16 protein-coding genes and 1 other RNA gene are annotated in these 18611 nt (G+C 59.9%); all 17 read right to left on the bottom strand.

Annotation, left to right across the window (positions count from 1 at the left end):
• Positions 1-43: 43 nt before the first annotated feature.
• The 17 genes from murB to ASD36_RS20560 all read right to left on the bottom strand — a co-directional run bounded on the left by murB (position 44) and on the right by ASD36_RS20560 (position 18418).
• A complete protein-coding gene (gene murB, locus ASD36_RS20640; RefSeq protein WP_060506746.1) occupies positions 44-1018 on the bottom strand; it encodes a UDP-N-acetylmuramate dehydrogenase in 975 nt (324 codons plus the stop codon).
• A complete protein-coding gene (gene murC, locus ASD36_RS20635; RefSeq protein ID WP_060506745.1) occupies positions 1015-2430 on the bottom strand; it encodes a UDP-N-acetylmuramate--L-alanine ligase in 1416 nt (471 codons plus the stop codon). The genes murB and murC overlap by 4 nt, the downstream gene beginning before the upstream one ends.
• Positions 2427-3551 (bottom strand): undecaprenyldiphospho-muramoylpentapeptide beta-N-acetylglucosaminyltransferase, encoded by a 1125-nt coding sequence (murG, locus tag ASD36_RS20630; RefSeq protein ID WP_060506744.1) that lies wholly within the window; start codon positions 3549-3551, stop codon positions 2427-2429. The genes murC and murG overlap by 4 nt, the downstream gene beginning before the upstream one ends.
• 22 nt (positions 3552-3573) lie before the next feature.
• On the bottom strand, positions 3574-4728 hold the full coding sequence (gene ftsW / locus ASD36_RS20625; RefSeq protein WP_060506743.1) for a putative lipid II flippase FtsW: 1155 nt from the start codon (positions 4726-4728) through the stop codon (positions 3574-3576).
• 60 nt (positions 4729-4788) lie between these two features.
• Complete coding sequence (gene murD / locus ASD36_RS20620) at positions 4789-6180, bottom strand: UDP-N-acetylmuramoyl-L-alanine--D-glutamate ligase (protein ID WP_060506742.1); 1392 nt, start codon at positions 6178-6180, stop codon at positions 4789-4791.
• Positions 6181-6186: 6 nt separating this feature from the next.
• A complete protein-coding gene (gene mraY / locus ASD36_RS20615; RefSeq protein ID WP_037096333.1) occupies positions 6187-7287 on the bottom strand; it encodes a phospho-N-acetylmuramoyl-pentapeptide-transferase in 1101 nt (366 codons plus the stop codon).
• A 121-nt stretch (positions 7288-7408) separates the two neighbouring features.
• Positions 7409-8842, bottom strand: coding sequence for a UDP-N-acetylmuramoylalanyl-D-glutamyl-2,6-diaminopimelate--D-alanyl-D-alanine ligase (locus tag ASD36_RS20610; protein ID WP_060506741.1), 1434 nt, complete (start codon positions 8840-8842; stop codon positions 7409-7411).
• Position 8843: 1 nt separating this feature from the next.
• Positions 8844-10304, bottom strand: coding sequence for a UDP-N-acetylmuramoyl-L-alanyl-D-glutamate--2,6-diaminopimelate ligase (locus ASD36_RS20605; RefSeq protein ID WP_060506740.1), 1461 nt, complete (start codon positions 10302-10304; stop codon positions 8844-8846).
• A gap of 63 nt (positions 10305-10367) precedes the next feature.
• Entirely contained in the window at positions 10368-12113 is a 1746-nt protein-coding gene (locus tag ASD36_RS20600) for a penicillin-binding protein 2 (RefSeq protein ID WP_060506739.1), read from the bottom strand.
• Complete coding sequence (locus ASD36_RS20595; RefSeq protein WP_060506738.1) at positions 12113-12523, bottom strand: hypothetical protein; 411 nt, start codon at positions 12521-12523, stop codon at positions 12113-12115. Before ASD36_RS20595 ends, ASD36_RS20600 begins: the two co-directional genes overlap by 1 nt.
• A gap of 3 nt (positions 12524-12526) precedes the next feature.
• A complete protein-coding gene (gene rsmH / locus ASD36_RS20590) occupies positions 12527-13552 on the bottom strand; it encodes a 16S rRNA (cytosine(1402)-N(4))-methyltransferase RsmH (protein WP_060506737.1) in 1026 nt (341 codons plus the stop codon).
• Positions 13553-13566: 14 nt separating this feature from the next.
• Positions 13567-14007, bottom strand: a complete 441-nt coding sequence (mraZ, locus tag ASD36_RS20585; protein ID WP_060506736.1) for a division/cell wall cluster transcriptional repressor MraZ — start codon at positions 14005-14007, stop codon at positions 13567-13569.
• A 423-nt stretch (positions 14008-14430) separates the two neighbouring features.
• Positions 14431-14827: RNase P RNA component class A (gene rnpB, locus ASD36_RS20580), an RNA gene on the bottom strand.
• Positions 14828-14893: 66 nt separating this feature from the next.
• Entirely contained in the window at positions 14894-16084 is a 1191-nt protein-coding gene (locus ASD36_RS20575) for an FAD-binding oxidoreductase (protein WP_060506735.1), read from the bottom strand.
• A gap of 107 nt (positions 16085-16191) precedes the next feature.
• Positions 16192-16722 carry a lytic transglycosylase domain-containing protein gene (locus ASD36_RS20570; RefSeq protein WP_060506734.1) on the bottom strand — a complete coding sequence of 177 codons (531 nt, stop codon included), beginning with the start codon at positions 16720-16722 and terminating at the stop codon, positions 16192-16194.
• A 227-nt stretch (positions 16723-16949) separates the two neighbouring features.
• The gene (locus ASD36_RS20565) at positions 16950-17714 is read right to left on the bottom strand and encodes an N-acetylmuramoyl-L-alanine amidase (protein WP_060506733.1); all 765 of its coding nucleotides are present in this window, start codon (positions 17712-17714) and stop codon (positions 16950-16952) included.
• Entirely contained in the window at positions 17711-18418 is a 708-nt protein-coding gene (locus ASD36_RS20560; RefSeq protein ID WP_060506732.1) for a DnaJ family molecular chaperone, read from the bottom strand. Before ASD36_RS20560 ends, ASD36_RS20565 begins: the two co-directional genes overlap by 4 nt.
• Positions 18419-18611: the final 193 nt, after the last annotated feature.

Genomic DNA, 18611 nt, shown 5'->3' with positions numbered 1-18611 from the left:
TCACTCCACGGCGGCTTCTTCATATCAATTCATTGGCAACGGCTCAGGCTGTCAGTTCGCCGAGGAATTCCTTGACCTCATAGCCCGGCATAAACGTGCCGACACGCTTGATTTCCCATTCGAGCGAGATGCCCGATGTTTCAAACACGCGCTGGCGCACGGTTTCGCCGAGATATTCGAGCTCGTAGCCGCTCGCCTGGCCGGTGTTGATCATGAAGTTGCAGTGCATTGGCGACATCTGCGCGCCGCCGATCATCAGACCGCGGCAACCTGCCTCATCGATCAGCTTCCAGGCTGAATGGCCTTCCGGGTTCTTGAAGGTCGAACCACCGGTCTTCTCGCGAATCGGCTGTACGGTTTCGCGATGCTGGCGCACCGCATCCATATCTGCGCGAATCTTCGCCTTGTCTTCAAGGTAGCCTTCGAAAACGGCGTGGGTGAAAATCAGCCCCTTCGGCGCCGACGAATGGCGGTAGCTGTAACCCATGTCGGCGTTCGACAGCACATGCGTGTTGCCTTGGCGATCGACCGCGTGCACCTCGACAACGCGCTCGCGCGTCTCGCCGCCATTGGCGCCGGCATTCATGCGCAGTGCACCGCCGATCGTGCCGGGAATGCCGTAGTAGAATGCGAAACCGCCAATACCATGATCGAGCGTCATTGCCGCAAGATTCTTGTCGGGGCAGATCGCTCCGGCCTTGACCCGCGTTTCCGAAACCAGCTCGACATCGCCAAAACCCTTAGCGGAAAGCCGGATAACAACCCCCGGAATGCCGCCATCGCGCACCAGAAGATTAGAGCCGACGCCCGCAACCATCACGGGCACCTCGGCGGGAAGCATCTTGAGGAAGGTGATGAGATCGTCTGCGTCATGCGGCTGGAACATCAGCTCGGCAAGTCCGCCGGCACGAAACCAGGTGACGCGGTCCATCGGCGCATCCGGTGTCAAACGTCCGCGCAATTCCTTGACGCCATCCCCCAGCGAGGCCAGCAATTTTTCTCCGTGTACCTGTTTCATGCGGAATTTCCTGAAATGCCTGCGAGTTCCTTCGGAAGTGCCGCAGCCCAATACGTGATACTGCCAGCCCCCAAGAGAACCACAAAGTCACCCGGTTGTGCAATGGCTGATACAATCGGAGCGATTGCTTCCGGACCGTCGATGAAGCGCGCGTCACGATGGCCGCCGGCCTTGATGCGGGAGACGAGCTCCTGGGAATTGATGCCCTCGATCGGCTCTTCACCGGCCGAATAGACCGGCGCCAGAAGGATCGTATCTGCCTCGTTGAAGCAGGCGGAAAAATCCTCGAACAGGCTGTGCAGACGCGAGAAACGATGTGGCTGATGCACGGCAATGACGCGGCCCTGGCAGGCTTCGCGCGCGGCCTTCAGCACCGCCTTGATCTCGACGGGATGGTGGCCGTAATCGTCGTAGACGCGAACATCGTTCCATTCGCCAGTAAAGGTGAAGCGGCGCTTGACGCCGGCAAAGGCTGCCAGCCCCTTGGCAATATCCTCGGGCGAAATGCCGAGGCGCTGGGCAACCGCAATAGCGGCGGTGGCGTTGGAGACATTGTGACGGCCCGGCATCGGCAGGCGCAGATCCTTCAACTGGATCACCTTGCCGGTGCGGCGGCGGCGGATTTCGACGTCGAAGACCGAGGTAGCGCCGTCCATGCGGATATTGGAAAAGCGCACGTCGGCCTGCGGGTTTTCACCATACGTGATGACCTTACGGTCCTCGATCTTCGAGACCATCGTTTGCACTTCGGGATGATCGAGGCACATGACGCCAAAGCCGTAGAACGGCACGTTTTCGACAAACTGGCGGAACGCGGCGCGCACGGCATCGAAATTGCCGTAGTGATCGAGATGCTCCGGGTCGATATTGGTGACGACGGCAACATCGGCGGGCAATTTCAGGAAGGTGCCGTCCGATTCGTCGGCCTCGACCACCATCCACTCACCCTCGCCCATGCGGGCATTGGTGCCGTAGGCATTGATGATACCGCCATTGATGACGGTCGGGTCGAGACCACCGGCCTCGAGAAGCGTCGCGACCATCGAGGTCGTCGTCGTCTTGCCGTGCGTGCCGCCGATGGCGATGGCATTGCGGAAGCGCATGAGTTCGGCGAGCATTTCGGCCCGGCGCACCACCGGCAGCAGTTTTTCACGCGCGGCGATCAGTTCCGGGTTGCTCTTCTTGATCGCGGTGGAAACCACGACGACTTCCGCATCACCGATATTCTCGGCCTTATGGCCAACGAAAACCTCGATGCCCTTGTCACGCAGGCGCTGAACATTGGCGCTGTCGGACTGGTCGGAGCCCTGAACCTTGTGGCCAAGATTGTGCAGCACCTCGGCGATACCGCTCATGCCGATACCACCGATACCGATGAAATGAACCAGGCCGATTGTCTGCGGCATTTTCATGAGCGTGTTTCCTTGAACTGTGCAATCGTCGAACCGCTGGCAATAGCTTCAACCATGGCGGCAAGCAAGCGCGCGGCATCGGGTTTGCCCGCCTGTTTGGCGTTTGCCGCCATTGTCGCGAGCTTCTCCGGGCTGGTCATCGCCCCGGCGAGAATTTTGCTCAGCTTCTCCGGTGAAAGTTCGGCCTGGGCGATCACCTTGGCACCACCGGTCGCAGCCAGCGCCGCCGCATTCGCCGCCTGATCGTGATCAAGTGCATAGGGATAAGGCACCAGGATGGCCGGACGTCCGATCACCGCGATTTCCGAAACCGTCGAGGCGCCCGAGCGGCAGATGACCAGATGCGCCTTGGCAATCCGTTCGGCCATATCGTTGAAAAAAGGGGCAATATCGGCGGTCATCTCAAGCTTGGCAACACAGCCTTCGACCATCGGCATGTCCTCAGCACGCGCCTGCTGCGTCACCTTCAACCGCTGCCTCAGATTGTCATCGAGCAAACTGATGGCCGTCGGCACGCTTTTCGAAAAATATTGGGCGCCCTGGCTGCCGCCGAACACCACGAGACGAAACTCCTCGCCTTCTCCGGATGGCTGATAGGCAACCTTCGCGGCCTCCAGAACGGCCGGACGCACCGGATTGCCCGTCGTCACCGTCTTTGCCGCATAGGGGCCATCGGCTTCAGGCAGGAACCCTCCGGCGATCGCCCGCACACGGTTGGCCAAAGCTTTGTTGGCGCGGCCCATGACGGCGTTCTGCTCGTGGATCATCGAGGGGATGCCGGCACGTACGGCGGCCAGCAGTGGTGGGATGGTCGGATAACCGCCGAAACCGACGACCACCTTCGGCCGTACCTTCTTCATCAGACGGCCAGCAACGCGGATACCCGACCAGAGCGTCCACAGCGACGATGCGACTTTCAACGGGTTCTTCGATCCGATCGTCGCCGATGGAACGACGTGGATTTCATCGGCCGGAAACTTGCCGGCGAAACGTTCTGCCCGGCTGTCCGTCACCAGATGAATGGAGTAGCCGAGCGCCTTCAGTTCGTGCGCCAGCGCTTCCGCCGGAAACAGATGGCCGCCGGTACCACCGGCGGCGAGCATGATAATGCCTTTGGTCATGTTCAGTCCTTATTCCATCGGCCTATTCGGCCGGAACGCCCATGCCGGAACGAAACAGGCTACGCTCGACAGCGCGCTTTTCCGGACGATGGCGGGTCAACGCCAGGATGAATCCCGCCGTCACGCAGATCGCCACCATGGACGAACCGCCGTAGGAGATCAACGGCAGGGTCATGCCCTTGGCCGGCAGCAACTGCAGATTGACGCCGATATTGATCATCGACTGGATGCCGATCTGCAGCACCAGGCCCGCAACGGCAAAGCGGGTGAAATCATTGCGCTCGCGAAACGCATGGCTCAGACCACGCATGACGAGGAAGGCGAAGATCAGCACGATCACCATGCAGAAGACGATACCGAATTCTTCCGCAGCAACCGAGAAGATGAAGTCGGTGTGGCTGTCAGGGATGATCCGCTTGACGACACCCTCACCCGGTCCCTGTCCGAACCAGTCACCGCGGATGATCGCCTGCAGGGCCGTATCCACCTGGAACGTGTCGCCCTCACCGGTCATGAACCGGTCGATACGTCCGGCCACGTGCGGCAGAACAGTATAGGCGACCACCAGGCCACCGACAGCGGAACCTCCCAGCACGACAATCCACAGCCAAGGCATGCCGGCCATGAAGAACATGCCACCCCAGACGGCGGTGGTCAGGATCGTCTGACCAAGGTCAGGCTGAGCAACGAGAAGTGCGGCGACAATGCCGAACAACAGGATGGCAAACAGGTTTCCGGGGATTTCCGGCTGGCGGGCATGCTCGGAAAACAGCCAGGCGCAGACGACAACAAAAGCCGGCTTCATGAATTCGGACGGCTGCACCGACAAGCCGGCCAGCGAGATCCAGCGACGCGATCCCTTGACCTCTGCCCCGAAGAACAGCGCCAGAACCATCATGGCGAGCGACGCCAAAAGCAGGATCATCGCCGTGCGGCGCACCTGCCGCGGCGACATGAAGGAGATGCCGACCATCACCGCCAGCGACGGCAAAAGGAAAGCCGCGTGACGCTTGACGAAATGGAAGCTGTCGAGATTGAGCCGCTCGGCCACCGCCGGGCTTGCCGCAAAGGACAGCATGAAACCGATGCCCATCAACAGAATGAAGGTCGCCAGAAAGAACCTGTCGATCGTCCAGAACCAGTCGGCCACGGGGCCACGTTCGGCACGGCTTACCATTTGTTCGTCCCCTTCAACGGCGCGTCCGGCGCCAATCTCTCAAAGTCAGGGCCATCGCCCTCATATCAGCATCGTCACGCCGTCGATCGCAGCGACATGGCTGACGAAGGCATCGCCGCGCACTTCAAAGTTCTTGTACTGGTCGAAGCTTGCGCAGGCCGGTGACAACATCACCGCCGATAGTTCGGCCGTGTCGCTGGCCGCATCGGCGGCAGCATGGGCAACCGCCCGCTCCAGAGTTCCGGAAATCTCGAACGCAACCGCCTCGCCAAGCGTCGCGGCAAAGGCCGGCGCGGCCTCGCCGATCAGGTAGGCCTTGGCGACTTTCGGAAAGAAGGGTGCCAACGTCGTGATCCCGCCCTCCTTGGGAAGGCCGCCGGCGATCCAGTAGATTCGCTCATAGCTCGACAACGCCGGTGCAGCCGCATCGGCATTGGTCGCCTTGCTGTCATTGACGAAAACGACGCTGCCCTTGCGGCCAACCGGTTGCATGCGGTGCTTCAATCCGGGAAACGAAGATAGCCCGGCAAGGATTTCGCTTTCGGAAACGCCGACGGACAGGCAGGCCGCAATGGCCGCCGCCGCATTTTGGGCATTGTGATTGCCCCGCAGCGTGGCGATACCGTCGAGATCGGCAATCTCTGCCGCCAGTCCGCCCTCGGCACGCATGACACGCGTGCCATCCGCGAACAGTCCTTCGCCAAGCGCGCGGTGGCGGGCGATCCGCATGACCCGCTGACCGGCCAATGTCGCCCGGTCGGCGATTGCTTCGGTGTAAACGTCATCGACGCCGACGATTGCCGTGTCGCTACCGGCAATCAACCGTTCCTTGATGTCAGCATAGTGCTCCATGCTACCATGCCGGTCCAGATGATCGGGCGTCAGGTTGAGCAGGATGCCGGCCGACGGATTGATCGTCGGAGCCAGATCGATCTGGTAGGACGAGCACTCGACGACGTAGAACCGGTCAGGCGCTGGCGGATCGAGCGTCATCACCGCCGTGCCGATATTGCCGCCGAGCTGCGTATCGCGGCCACTGGATTTCAGGATATGCGCGATCAGCGCCGTGGTCGTCGATTTGCCGTTGGTGCCGGTGATGGCGATAAACGGGCAATCGGGCGCATGCGCCCGCCTCTCTCGCACGAACAGTTCGACATCGCCAATGATCTCGACACCGGCGGCATGGGCGAGATCGACCGTCCAATGCGGCTTCGGATGCGTCAGCGGCACGCCTGGCGACAGAACGAAGGCGGAAAAATCAGCCCAATTCGCCTGATGGAGATCGCCGTTACCGATCCCGGCAGCCGCAGCCTTTGCCACGCTGTCCGGATTATCGTCCCAGGCGGTGACAATCGCGCCACCGGCAACCAGCGCCTGTGCGGTCGCAAGGCCTGATCCGCCGAGACCAAACAATGCGACCTTTTTGCCGCTGAATGTGGTGACCGGGATCATAGTCTCTTACCGCAGCTTCAGGGTCGAAAGGCCGACCATGGCGAGGATGACGGCGATGATCCAGAAGCGGATAACCACCTGGCTTTCCGTCCAGCCGAGCTTTTCGAAATGGTGATGGATCGGCGCCATCAGGAAGACGCGCTTGCCGGTGCGCTTGAACCAGAAGACCTGGATGATCACCGACAGGGTTTCCATGACGAACAGGCCACCGATGATGACCATGACGATTTCGTGCTTGGTGGCGACGGCAACGGCACCGATCAGGCCGCCGAGCGCCAGCGAACCGGTATCGCCCATGAAGATAGCCGCCGGCGGGGCGTTGAACCACAGGAAGCCCAGCCCTGCCCCGATGACGGCCCCTAGAATAACGGCAAGCTCACCGGTTCCCGGCACGAAGTGGATTTGCAGGTAGTTTGCAAACACCGCGTTACCGGCGAGATAGGCGATCACCCCAAAGGAGGCGGCAGCAATCATCACCGGAACGATCGCGAGACCGTCGAGGCCATCCGTCAGGTTGACGGCATTGCCAGCGCCGACGATGACGAAACCGCCGAACAGGATGAAGAAATAACCGAGATTAAGCGTGAAATCCTTGAGGAACGGGAATGTCAGCGACGATCCAAAGGTCGAACCCGATACACCAGCCGAAAGCGCCGTGCGCATCATGAAGAACACGGCGATACCAGCAACGAGGAATTCGATACCGAGCCGAGCCTTGCCGGAAAAGCCCTTGTCGGACTGTTTCGTTACCTTCAGATAGTCATCGTAAAAGCCGATGGCGCCGAAACCGAGTGTCACCAGCAATGTCGAGACGACGTAGACGCTGGACAGGTCAGCCCAGAGCAACGAGCTTCCGACAATACCGGCAAGGATCATCAGGCCACCCATCGTCGGCGTTCCCGCCTTCTTGAAATGGGTCTGCGGGCCATCCGCGCGGATCGGCTGGCCACGTCCCTGCCGCACACGCAGCGACGAAATCATCCGCGGCCCGAACAGGAAAACGATCAATGCCGAGGTGAACAGGGCGGCGCCGGTCCGGAACGTGATGTAGCGGAACAGGTTGAAGAATTGAAAATGGTCCGCCAGTTCGACAAGCCAGATGAGCATGAGGGACCTTTCCCCAAAGGTTCGTTGCAGTGCCATCCATCAGAATCACCTGATGAAAGGATAACTGCGTGGTATCAAAAGTGTCAGCATAGAACAGCGGCCAATAAAGCCTTGTCCTGCCTTATTCAGTGTGTTCCGGGCCAAAAGAGGCCGGATATCGCTCAAGAAGAACCGAAACGATCCTGCCACAGCCGGTTCCTTTCGACGATTTGATCATCACCACATCCCCAGCGGCGATGGAGCCAAGCGCAAATTCCTTCAGTTCATCGACCGACGGACGGTATTCGACATGCGCGTTATCCGGCAAAGCATCGCGCAGATGCGCCATTTCCGGGCCAGCGAGCCAGATATCGGTAATCCCGGCCTGAACCAGCGGAAGCGCCAGCCCGGCATGAACGTCGCCAGAGGATTCGCCCATTTCCAGCATGTCGCCGAGAATGGCGATCCGGCGCCCTCCTTCAGGCAGGGCCGTGTCTTTCAGAAGCGAGATCGCAGCCCGCATCGAAGCCGGATTGGCATTGTAGCTTTCATCGATCAACACAAACGCACCCGGCCCGATCGCCAGGCGATGGCGTGCACCGCGTCCCTTCTCGGGCTGAAGTGTGGCGAGCGCAGCAATGGCCGCCTCCATATTCGCGCCAACGAGGCTAACCGCCCCCAGAGCTGCAAGGGCATTCTCCGCGATGTGCCTACCGGGCGCACCAATCGGGATTTCCAGCGTCTTGTTGTCAAGCGCGGCCCAAAGCGTACCGCGTTCCGAGCCGCCGGCATATTCGACCATGCGGAAATCGGCCTTGGCGCTGCTGCCGAAGCTATGAACATGAGCAACGCCGAGCGCGTTTGCCGCCTTCTCAAGCATGGCAAACTGTTCGTTATCGCGGTTGAGTATCACGTGGCCATCATCGACAAGGCCTTCCATGATCTCCGCCTTGGCGGCAGCGATTTCCTTGAGGTCCTTGAAATTGCCAAGATGGGCGGCAGCGATCGCGGTGATGATCGCCACGTGCGGGCGCACCATTTTGACCAGCGGCCGGATTTCGTCGGCATGGTTCATGCCGATTTCGAAAATGCCGAAATCGGTATTTTCCGGCATGCGCGACAGGGTCAGCGGCACGCCCCAGTGATTGTTGAACGACGCGACAGACGCATGCACCCGGCCGGATGGCTGAAGCATGTGCCGCAGCATTTCCTTGGTCGTCGTCTTGCCGACAGACCCGGTGACGGCGATGATCTTGGCGGCGCTGCGGTCACGCGCGGCGCAGCCGAGCCGCACCATAGCGTCGAGAACGTCATCGACGACGATCATCGGCGCGTTCAACCGTCCAAGTGCTGGCAGTTTCGCTTCGCTGACAACCAGAAGGGTTGCGCCATTGGCCATCGCGATACCGGCATAATCATGCCCATCGACACGGTCGCCCTTGATGGCGAAGAAGGCCTCTCCCTTGCCGAGAGACCGGCTATCGATGGAAATGCCGGTGATGCCTTCCGGCAGATTGCCCATCGGGCGGCCGTGCATAGCCGCCATCAGGTCGCTCGTGGTCCACAGAAAGCCCAAATCAATGACCTCCCAATGCCTTGCGCAATTCGTCATGATCGGAGAATGGCAGGGTAACGGAGCCGATGGTCTGCCCCTCCTCATGCCCCTTGCCCGCGACGATCAGCGTATCGCCCGATTTCAGCATGTCGACAGCAGCCTTGATCGCCTCGGCGCGGTCGCCGATCTCGGTGGCGCCTTTCGCCGCAGCCATGATTTCGCTGCGAATGACGGCAGGCACTTCCGAGCGCGGATTGTCGTCGGTGACGATCACCACATCGGCAAGCCGCGTAGCGATCTCACCCATGATCGGACGCTTGCCCTTGTCACGGTCACCGCCGCAGCCGAACACCACGATGATGCGGCCGGTGGTAAACGGACGGACGGAGGTCAGGACGTTTTCCAGGGCATCCGGCTTGTGGGCATAGTCCACATAGGCGAGTGCGCCCTCTTTGGTATGACCAACCAGTTCGAGACGGCCGGACGCACCCTGCAGCTTTTCAAGGGCAGCCATCGTCGCTCGGGCGCTAACGCCGGTCGACATGGCGAGACCTGCCGCAACCAGCGCGTTCGATATCTGGAAATCGCCGGCAAGCGGCACTTGCACTTCGAAAATCTCGTCGCCGACATGGATTTCGGCAATCTGCTTGTGACGGAAATGCTCGACCCGCTTCAGCGACAGGTAGTCACCTTTACGGCCAACAGTCAGCACCAGATGTCCCGCGGCTCTTGCAGCAGCAATCGCCTGTGCCGACCAGGCATCATCGGAGAAGATCACCGCCGGCGAGCCTTTTGGCAAGACACCATCGAACAACCGCATCTTTGCAGCCATGTAGTCCTCGACGGTCGGATGATAATCCATGTGGTCGCGGCCAAGATTGGTGAAGCCAGCAGCAGCAAGGCGGACGCCATCAAGCCGGTTCTGGTCCAATCCGTGGCTGGACGCCTCCATCGCAGCATGGGTAACACCGGCATCGGCCAGTTCGGCCAGCAGTTTGTGCAGCGAAACCGGGTCGGGCGTCGTCAGCGAACCATAATCGTTGCGGCCGGGCGCAATCACGCCGGTCGTGCCGATCATCGCAGCCGCAAAGCCCGCATGCGCCCAGATCTGCCGGGCAAAGGAGGCAACTGAGGTCTTGCCTGCGGTCCCGGTGACGGCAACCATCGTATCCGGCTGGTTTCCATAGAAGTTGGCTGCGGCAATCGCCAGCACGCGGCGCGGTGTGAAGGCAGACAGGACCGGAACGGGCGTCTCGCCTGCAGCCTTGACGCCGGTCACAACGGCAGCCGCCCCGCGGGCGATGGCATCGTCGATAAAAGCCTTGCCGTCGGCCTTGCTTCCCGAGAGAGCAACGAACAATGAACCCGGGGCAACCTGCCGGCTATCGGCGGTAATGGCGGCGATATCGATGTCGCCGGCCCCTGAGCCCAGCTGTGACGCAATTTCCGGGAAATCCTTCCCGATCAGGTCTTTGATCTTCATGGATGCACTTTTCAGTTATACCGACGCGCCGGGCGGCGAATCCTCCAGATTGTCATTCCATGGTCAATAAGACACAAGCAAGGCAGAACCGTCTTCACCGAACTTCGGCTCGACGCCGAGAAGCGGCGCCGAACGGCTGATGATATCGCGCACCATCGGTGCAGCGGTGTTGCCTGCCAGTGCCGCGCCATTGCCCTTGTCGGTTTTCGGCTCGTCAATGAAGGTCAGGACCACGTAACGCGGATCATCGATCGGAAAGCCGGCCAGAAAGGCGTTGAAGTTGGCGTCGTTCGAATAGCGGCCGTTGACGACCTTGTCGGCCGTACCAGTCTTGCCGCCGACATTGAAGCCCGGCACGCGGGCGTTGCGGCCTGAGCCGTTGACGCCGTTCCAGCGGAACAGGAAGCGCATGTCGTCGCTGGTCGATTTCTTGATGACCTTCGTCGAGGCCGCCTGAGCCTGCTCCACCGTGCGCGGCAGGAAGGTCGGCTCGATCAGACTGCCGCCGTTCAGAAGGGCCGCTCCCGCCACTGCCGTCTGCAGCGGTGTGGTCGAGACGCCATGGCCGAAGGAGATGGTGATCGAGTTGATCTTCTTCCACACACGCGGCTGGCTCGGCGTTTTCACTTCCGGCAGTTCGGTCGGCATTTTGGTCAGCAACCCGATGCGGGTCAGGAACTCTTTGTGGTCTTCGATGCCGACGATGTCGGCCATCTTGGCGGTACCGATGTTGGATGAATACTGGAAGATTTCCGGTACGGTCAAAACACGGCGCTTGCCGTGGAAGTCCTTGATGGTGAAGCCGCCAATGCGGATCGGGTTGGTGGCATCAAAGCTGTCGGTAAGCTTTACCTTGCCGGAATCGAGCGCCATCGCCGTTGTGAAGGACTTGAAGGTCGAGCCCATCTCGAACGTACCGTTCGACATGCGGTTCATCCAGCCTTCCTTGGCTCCATCGGCCGGCTTGTTGGGATCGTAGTCCGGATAGGAGACCATGGCGAGGATTTCGCCGGTCTTCACATCCATCACCACGCCACCTGCGGCAAGCGAACGGAATTTCGTCATCGCGTCGACGATGACATCGCGCATGATATTCTGCACCCGAAGGTCGATCGACAGCTTGACGGGCTCAAGCTTGGCATCGCTGGTCATGCCGATGGCAGCGAGATCGGCCAGCCCCTGATTGTCGATCCAGCGTTCCATGCCGGCGATACCGCGGTTGTCGACATTGACGTGACCGACGATATGCGAGGCAGTTGCGCCGCCCGGATAGAAGCGGCGCTTTTCCGGCCGGAAGCCGATACCAGGAATGCCCAGCGCCAGGATTTCGCTCTGCTGCTTGGGGGTCAACTGACGGCGCAGCCACTGGAAACGCGACTGCGATTTCAGCTTGTTGTAGATATCGGCGACGTTCAGGCCGGGCAGAACGGTTGACAGCTGCTCGACGGCTTCATCGGCATCGACGATCTTGTGCGGTTCCGCATAGAGCGAGACCGTGCGGATATCGGTCGCGAGGATTTCACCGTTGCGATCAAGAATATCGGGGCGCGACGCCATCAGATTATCGGCACGGCCGATGCTCGAGACCATCTCCGGCTGGGCCAGACCGTATTGGACCAGACGGCCACCTATGATGCAGTAAACAGCCGTAAAGCTGGCGATGACGATCGCAACCCGGCTTTTCGCCTGATTGCTGGTCCGCTTGCGCGTGCCTTCGAACGGCTTGCCGAGATCACCGGGATGATTGTTGCCGCCGGCGGAGAAGTGAGCCTTGCTCTTGACGACCATGATGCGGGAAAGAAAAGACATCAGCGATCCACCGAACCGGTTGCAATATCGTCCGTGTCAACCACGGGCTTCTTCGCCTTGGTGTTGCCCTTGCCCTTCGCCAACCCCATGGCTTCCAGAACGTCCGCGGGCGGCGGCATGTCGGCCTTCAACATCGGCAATTCTTCCGGGCGGGAAAGCTGGGTCGGGTCGGTGGGCGCAAGCTGCAAATCCTGCTGGTAGACGCCGACGAGTTTCTCCAGCCTGTTTGGCTGCGTCAGCAGCGCCCAGTCGGCGCGCAGGAGATCGATCGTGTCTTCCTCAAGCTTGATCCCCGCCTCCAGCTTGCGAACCTCTTCAAGCTTGTTCTCGGCCTGATGCTTGATCGTGTACGTGACCGTGGCGGCGGCTGTCATGACGACGATCAGGACGATGTCAAAACTACGCAACATGTCTCAGCCCCCCATCTTTCCAAGGCTTGCAAGGTTCGGCAAATCGAAAATGGACAGGTCATCTGCCTCGGGCGGAGCCGCGGTCCGCGCACCAACCCGCATTTTGGCGGACCGGGCGCGTGGATTGCGGGATGCTTCTTCTTCGCTTGCCGCCACCATAGACTTTCCAACTGGTGCGAAAGTTGCCGCGCGTTCATGCGCGATCGGCAGATGACGGGAACCCGAGGCCTTGCCGGCGCGATCCTGGAAGAATTTCTTGACGATCCGATCTTCCAGCGAATGGAAAGTGACCACAGTCAGCCGCCCGCCGGGCTTCAGGCAACGTTCAGCCGCAAACAGCGCACGGGCAAGCTCGCCAAGCTCGTCATTGACGAAAATGCGCAACGCCTGGAAGACGCGCGTGGCGGGATGGATCTTGTCCTTGGCCTTGCGCGGCGTCACCAGCTCGATCAGACCGGCGAGATCGCGGGTCGTGACGAATGGCTCTTCGAGGCGGCGCTTCTCGATGGCGCGGGCGATGCGGCCGGACTGTGGCTCTTCACCGAGAAAGCCGAAGATGCGTGTGAGATCCGACACCTTGGCGCGATTGACGACATCGGCGGCAGAGACGCCATCCGACGACATGCGCATATCGAGCGGGCCTTTCCGCTGGAAGGAAAAGCCGCGATCCGCCTCATCGATCTGCATTGAGGAAACCCCGATATCCAGCACGATGCCATCAAGACCACCGTCGGGAGCATGCTGCGCAAGATCGGAGAACTGGGAATGGACAAGGGTGAGATGACCGGCGCTGGCAGCGACCAAGGGCTGACCGCCCAGAATGGCTGCCGGATCGCGATCAAGCGCGATCACATCGGCACCAGCAGCAAGAATCGCCGACGTGTAACCGCCCGCGCCAAACGTTCCATCAAGGATGATTTTACCTGGAGCAAGATCCAGGCTTGCGAGAACCTCGGGGAGAAGAACCGGAATGTGACGGACCGGTCCGCCTTCGGCATCAGCAAAACCTGTGCCTTGATCCGTCATCATTCCGCCTCTCCACTCTAGCCCGAGCGCAGACCTCGCAATCTGTGCTCTTCCCTTGCCGCTGCCTGCGCTTCCGCAAACACGTGCGGCGCCCACAACTGAAAATGATCCGCCCGCCCCACGAAAGTGACTTCCGTGTCGATACCCGTGAAATCGCGGATGAAATCCGTGACCATCAACCGGCCTTCCTGGTCGAGCTTCATGAAGACCCCGCCCCCATGAACCAGGAGCGACATCTGATTGGCCCGTGGCGAGAACGGATCCTCGCCACTGATTTGCCTTTCGAAGCGATCCAGCAATTCGGGACCGCCGGCGCTGATAGCCGGAAAGACGAAATCCTGAAAGCAGTAAAGCTCCCGAATATCGAGCGCCGACAAGACAGAACGAAACATCGAAGGAACGGAAACCCGCCCCTTGGAATCGATCCTGTTTGTCGCATGCGAAAGGAAGCGGTTCATGACACGGTACAGCCGTTCCCGGTGGACATGCCAGCCCCAACAGCCCACACGCACCATCAAAAGGACACGCAGCACCCCACAGCCGGGCGACATGCCCGATCGAAAACCCCTTACGGAGCAACTCCGAAACTTGCGGTGAGTAGGCTTGAATCAGCCCGTGTGCAGTGCATGACTGGGATAACATGGGACCATATGGGCGTCAATGGGATTTGCTCTATTTCAGCACGCGTCGTCAGCAAATATTGATAGTCTGTTAAGTTTAACAAATGGTTACAAACGCACAGTCAAGACTTTGGATTCCCCGGCGAATCATGCCGCATGGATTTCGTGTATTATATTTTAGTAATCTAAAATTTAAATACATATTCAAACAGATACGAGATTTCGAAGATCGCCACCTGTGAAGTTGAAAAAGAAGGGAAATTTGCCAGTTGGCCTGTAAGCCGGGTTCTGTATGGCTCCGGCCCGAAAGCCGGAACGTGGCAGCCATTCATCTGGGACAACGCTTGCGCGCTGCCTCCTGCAACCCACCCGGATGACTGGCCCGGAAAAGGCCGGAACGCTTGCGCGAACCACGTCATCCCTATTCGGTTTTGCTCCCGGTGGGGTTTGCCTTGCCACTCATGTTGCCATGCGTGCGGTGGGCTCTTACCCCACCCTTTCACCCTTACCTGCCGAGGCAGGCGGTATTCTCTCTGTGGCACTTTCCCTGGGGTCGCCCCCGCCGGACGTTATCCGGCACCGTTTTTCCGTGGAGCCCGGACTTTCCTCCCCCCGCAACCTTTCGGTCATAGCGGAGCGCGGCTGCCCGGCCAACTGGCCCGCGGTCCATAGCCGAGGTGTCCGGCAATTGCCAGTGACAAAAGTAAAAAGGTATGCGGGCACTCTATCTGAAGCAGACGGCAAAATCCGTATCGTATTCGGGCGCATCGAGCACACCGTTCAAAAGCAGCGACGCGCCGAGCCGGCCGATCTCGTCCGAACTTTTTGCCGCCGCGCCATTGCCACCAGTCAAAACAGCAACGCGATCCGTATCGGCAAAGCCGATATAGGGATAACCGTGGCGGGTGAAGGTGGTCACGCAAGGGCTCCAGCGGAGCGAAGCAGGCACAAAGGACGGCATGGCGCGGGATAACAAGCCCGCCATATGGTCGGCAGCGGATCGATTGGCCTCTCCCCGGAACCAGGCGCGAACCTCCGGCTCCGATGCAATATTGACGTCGCTCGGATCGCCACCAATCTTGATATAAAACTTACCACCTGGATAACGGATCGGCGGCAAGAGATAATAGCTCTCGTCTTGCTGAAGCGCAGACCCAATCAGCGACGGCATTCCGGCAAATCGAGGGAGATCAGCCTCCGCCACCTCGGCAAACAGCACGGTGCGCGCCTTGACGGTGAGATCCAGAGGCCGGGCAAGTAATTTCGCGGATATCGAAAATCCGCCAGCAGCGATAACGGCGCGGCCGCCCTTCAAAATCGCTCCGTCAACCGTACGAACATTCACACTGCTTCCGACACGCGCGACTGCAGAGACCTCTGACGAAACAACCGTAACCCCGGCCTTTTGAGCGAGAATGACTTGGGCCTTGACCAAGGCGCGCGGATCGATATGGCCCGCGTTGCGCGGTTCGAAGACGCCGCCATAGCCCGGCGGAAACCGGAACCAGGGAAACTGCCCAGCCAGTTCCTGCTCATCGACAAACGGTGCCTCGACGCCAAGACGGTTGCGGGCGGCGATGACGTGGTCGAGCGTTGTTTCCTCACCACCCGGCAAAGGTGCGGCGATCAGGCAGCCCGCTTCGCTGTAGAAGCCGACACCACTGCCCGTTTCGATATCGGCGTAGCGCTCAATGGATCGCTGCGCCAGAAGCGCCCAGACAGGATCGGGATCGATCGTGCGGGTGATGCGGCCATTGTCGTAATGACTGCTGAAAACACCATCGTGGCTCGCCCAATTTTCCGGCTCGTCCGGCCCGATCAGCGCGATCTTTGCGCCGCTCTTTGCCAGATGGCGGGCTGCCGCCGCCCCCATCATGCCTTTGCCAACAATGATGAAATCGAATGTGCCTGCCATGATGCGCCCTCGGGAAACGATCCCTCGGCAATATCATGGCACCAGCCAGCTGGCATCTGCGAACTTGAAAATACGGCGCCGGATTTTCGGTCCGGCATCCTCTGGCATCAATCGATGATCGCCTGAACCTTGCCGCAATAACGGCGCGATACCGGGTTCATCTTCTTGGCGCCGTGCCCGGCATTGTAGCGCAGGATCGTGCCGCAGGTGAAACCGCCGGACAATTCATGTGCCATGGCGAGATATTTCATACCGAATTTGATGTTGGTTTCGGGATCGAACAGGCCCTGTTTCCCCCCGGAATACCCCATCATGCGCGCTGTTGCGGGCTTGATCTGCATCAGCCCGACTTCGCCGGCGCTGCCGCGTGCCTTGGGATTGAAATTGCTTTCGACCTTGATCACCGCATGGGCGAGATCGACCGGGACGCCATACTGCTTGGCATAGGTCTTGATCAGGCCGCTGTAGACGGAAGATTTGAGGGAATCCGTGCCCGGTGAGGGATAACCGGTCGTTCTGTTTACTGGCTTGATGGAGGATGTGATGGTCTTGTCGGTGCCCCCGGCATACGACGTTTCAACCCCAGAAAACAGCATGCAGAAGCATGCCGCCGCCGCAGCAAGATACGATAGTCTCATTTAGCTTGAAGTCTCCACTTTCGGGCGCCACGGCCTCTTGGGCGCACCCCGCCCTGCCGTCTCACATCCCGATTTTCGTCATCAACAGGAATGGCTGGAGGCCTGAATTCCCTGCGGTTTGGTATGGCCGCAAAAGACCCCGGCATCGTGGTGATGATGTGGCAGTGCACAAAATTAATCGGAAAGCAGCCGGAAACGGCCTTCGGAATGACCGGCAGGGCAACGGTTCAGCGGCTGAAATCCGGCAGGGTCGAGAGCAGCCTGTGCAGCGTGTCCAGCGTCGAAATATCGGCGATGCCATCGACCTGCGCTGGACGGAAATGCCGCTGGAACGCGGCCACCGCACCTTCGGTTTTCTCGCAGAAAACGCCTGTCACTTCAATTCCGTAGCCATAGAGCGACAGCATAGTCTGCACAGCCTCGACAGGCTGGCCCTGATCGCCACGCTGGAAAAATCGACCGCCACCGATCGGGGCCGGTGGAACCCAATGCCCGACGCCGCCGGTATGCAGCCGTTCCCAAGGAAATTTTTCTCCTGGATCAACCTTGCGAATAGGGGCGATATCGCTGTGAGCCAGCACCCTTTCCGGGGTTATCGACCACCGCTCGCCGCAATTTCGACACAGTTCAACGACCGCATCAATCTGTATGGAGGGGAAATCCGGCAGCCCGCCGGGATGGCCGGCATTGGCGATTTCGATGCCGATCGAGCGCGAGTTGATGTCGGTCTCGCCCTTCCAGCTGCTCTTGCCCGCATGCCAGGCGCGGCGATCCTCTGCAACCAGCTGATCGACACGGCCATCCTCATGGACGAAATAGTGACTGGAAACCTGGCTTTCGTCGCGGCAGAGCCAATCGAGGGCTGCAGCCGCCGTCTCCATGCCGGTATAATGCAGGATGATCATGTCGGGCTTCAGCCCGCCTGCCCTTTCGCCATGATTGGGCGATGGCACGAAACGTGCTGTGGGGTAGTCACAGGCGAAGTCCGTCATGCGGCGCGGCGTTCTTTCTCGATCGCCTCATAGGCGGCATTGAGTTCAGCCATGCGATCATTGGCGATCGCCTGCAGTTCTTGCGGCACGCCCCGGGCAACCAGAACGTCCGGATGGTTTTCCGACACCAGCACACGGTAGCGCTTGCGGATGATCGCAAAATCGTCCTTCGGCGAGACGCCAAGGATTTTGTACGGATCGGCGCCGGCGCTATGAATGTGGCGGGCCATAATCTCCTGAAAGCGCTCTTCCTTCATGTGGAAGATCTCGGCAACGCGCGTGAGAAAGTTCAATTCCTTCTCATGAACGGCACCGTCGGACTTGGCGATATGGAAGAGCCCGTCGATGATGTCTTCCAGCACGGGGCAATTTTGATCGCAGGACACGCAAAGCGAAGCGAGCTTTTCGGCATAGGCCTCGTAGCCGGCGACGTCCTGACGGGCCAGATTGTAGAGCCGGGCGACATTCTGTGCCTGGTCGTCGGGAAACTTGAAGATATCGCGGAATGCCGACACTTCGGCCTCGGTGACGATACCGTCGGCCTTTGCCATCTTGGCGGACAGCGCGATCATGGCAACGGAAAACGCCACCTTTCGGCGCGTTTCCGGATCGCCTTCAAACAGCGTCCGCACAGCTTCAATCACACCGGCGAGCGCATTGCCCGTCGCGGTGACGATGCTGAGGATGCTATCCCAGAATGACATAGGCACGTTCTTTCCCATAGTTGGCTGATCCACGTATTTGAAGTGGAAATGGCACGGGCAGTGCGTCCATGCGCAAATGCAAGGCGGCTCGCACGGCTGTGCCGCCACGACAATCATGCAGCTCACCAACCAGCATGACCAGATGTTGGCGCGGATTGCAAGGCGCCAGAGCCGCGGATCAGACTGAAATGAC

Origin of the sequence: Rhizobium sp. Root1334, from assembly GCF_001426665.1 — a bacterium.
Classification (GTDB): Bacteria; Pseudomonadota; Alphaproteobacteria; order Rhizobiales; family Rhizobiaceae; genus Pararhizobium.
This window is presented reverse-complemented; position numbering and strand designations above follow the sequence as displayed.

Excerpts from the sequence above, each read along its gene's own strand:
- murB (WP_060506746.1), bottom strand. The coding sequence starts at position 1,018 with ATGAAACAGGTACACGGAGAAAAATTGCTGGCCTCGCTGGGGGATGGC.
- murC (WP_060506745.1), bottom strand. The coding sequence starts at position 2,430 with ATGAAAATGCCGCAGACAATCGGCCTGGTTCATTTCATCGGTATCGGT.
- murG (WP_060506744.1), bottom strand. The coding sequence starts at position 3,551 with ATGACCAAAGGCATTATCATGCTCGCCGCCGGTGGTACCGGCGGCCAT.
- ftsW (WP_060506743.1), bottom strand. The coding sequence starts at position 4,728 with ATGGTAAGCCGTGCCGAACGTGGCCCCGTGGCCGACTGGTTCTGGACG.
- murD (WP_060506742.1), bottom strand. The coding sequence starts at position 6,180 with ATGATCCCGGTCACCACATTCAGCGGCAAAAAGGTCGCATTGTTTGGT.
- mraY (WP_037096333.1), bottom strand. The coding sequence starts at position 7,287 with ATGCTCATCTGGCTTGTCGAACTGGCGGACCATTTTCAATTCTTCAAC.
- ASD36_RS20605 (WP_060506740.1), bottom strand. The coding sequence starts at position 10,304 with ATGAAGATCAAAGACCTGATCGGGAAGGATTTCCCGGAAATTGCGTCA.
- ASD36_RS20600 (WP_060506739.1), bottom strand. The coding sequence starts at position 12,113 with ATGTCTTTTCTTTCCCGCATCATGGTCGTCAAGAGCAAGGCTCACTTC.
- ASD36_RS20595 (WP_060506738.1), bottom strand. The coding sequence starts at position 12,523 with ATGTTGCGTAGTTTTGACATCGTCCTGATCGTCGTCATGACAGCCGCC.
- rsmH (WP_060506737.1), bottom strand. The coding sequence starts at position 13,552 with ATGATGACGGATCAAGGCACAGGTTTTGCTGATGCCGAAGGCGGACCG.
- mraZ (WP_060506736.1), bottom strand. The coding sequence starts at position 14,007 with ATGAACCGCTTCCTTTCGCATGCGACAAACAGGATCGATTCCAAGGGG.
- ASD36_RS20575 (WP_060506735.1), bottom strand. The coding sequence starts at position 16,084 with ATGGCAGGCACATTCGATTTCATCATTGTTGGCAAAGGCATGATGGGG.
- ASD36_RS20570 (WP_060506734.1), bottom strand. The coding sequence starts at position 16,722 with ATGAGACTATCGTATCTTGCTGCGGCGGCGGCATGCTTCTGCATGCTG.
- ASD36_RS20565 (WP_060506733.1), bottom strand. The coding sequence starts at position 17,714 with ATGACGGACTTCGCCTGTGACTACCCCACAGCACGTTTCGTGCCATCG.
- ASD36_RS20560 (WP_060506732.1), bottom strand. The coding sequence starts at position 18,418 with ATGTCATTCTGGGATAGCATCCTCAGCATCGTCACCGCGACGGGCAAT.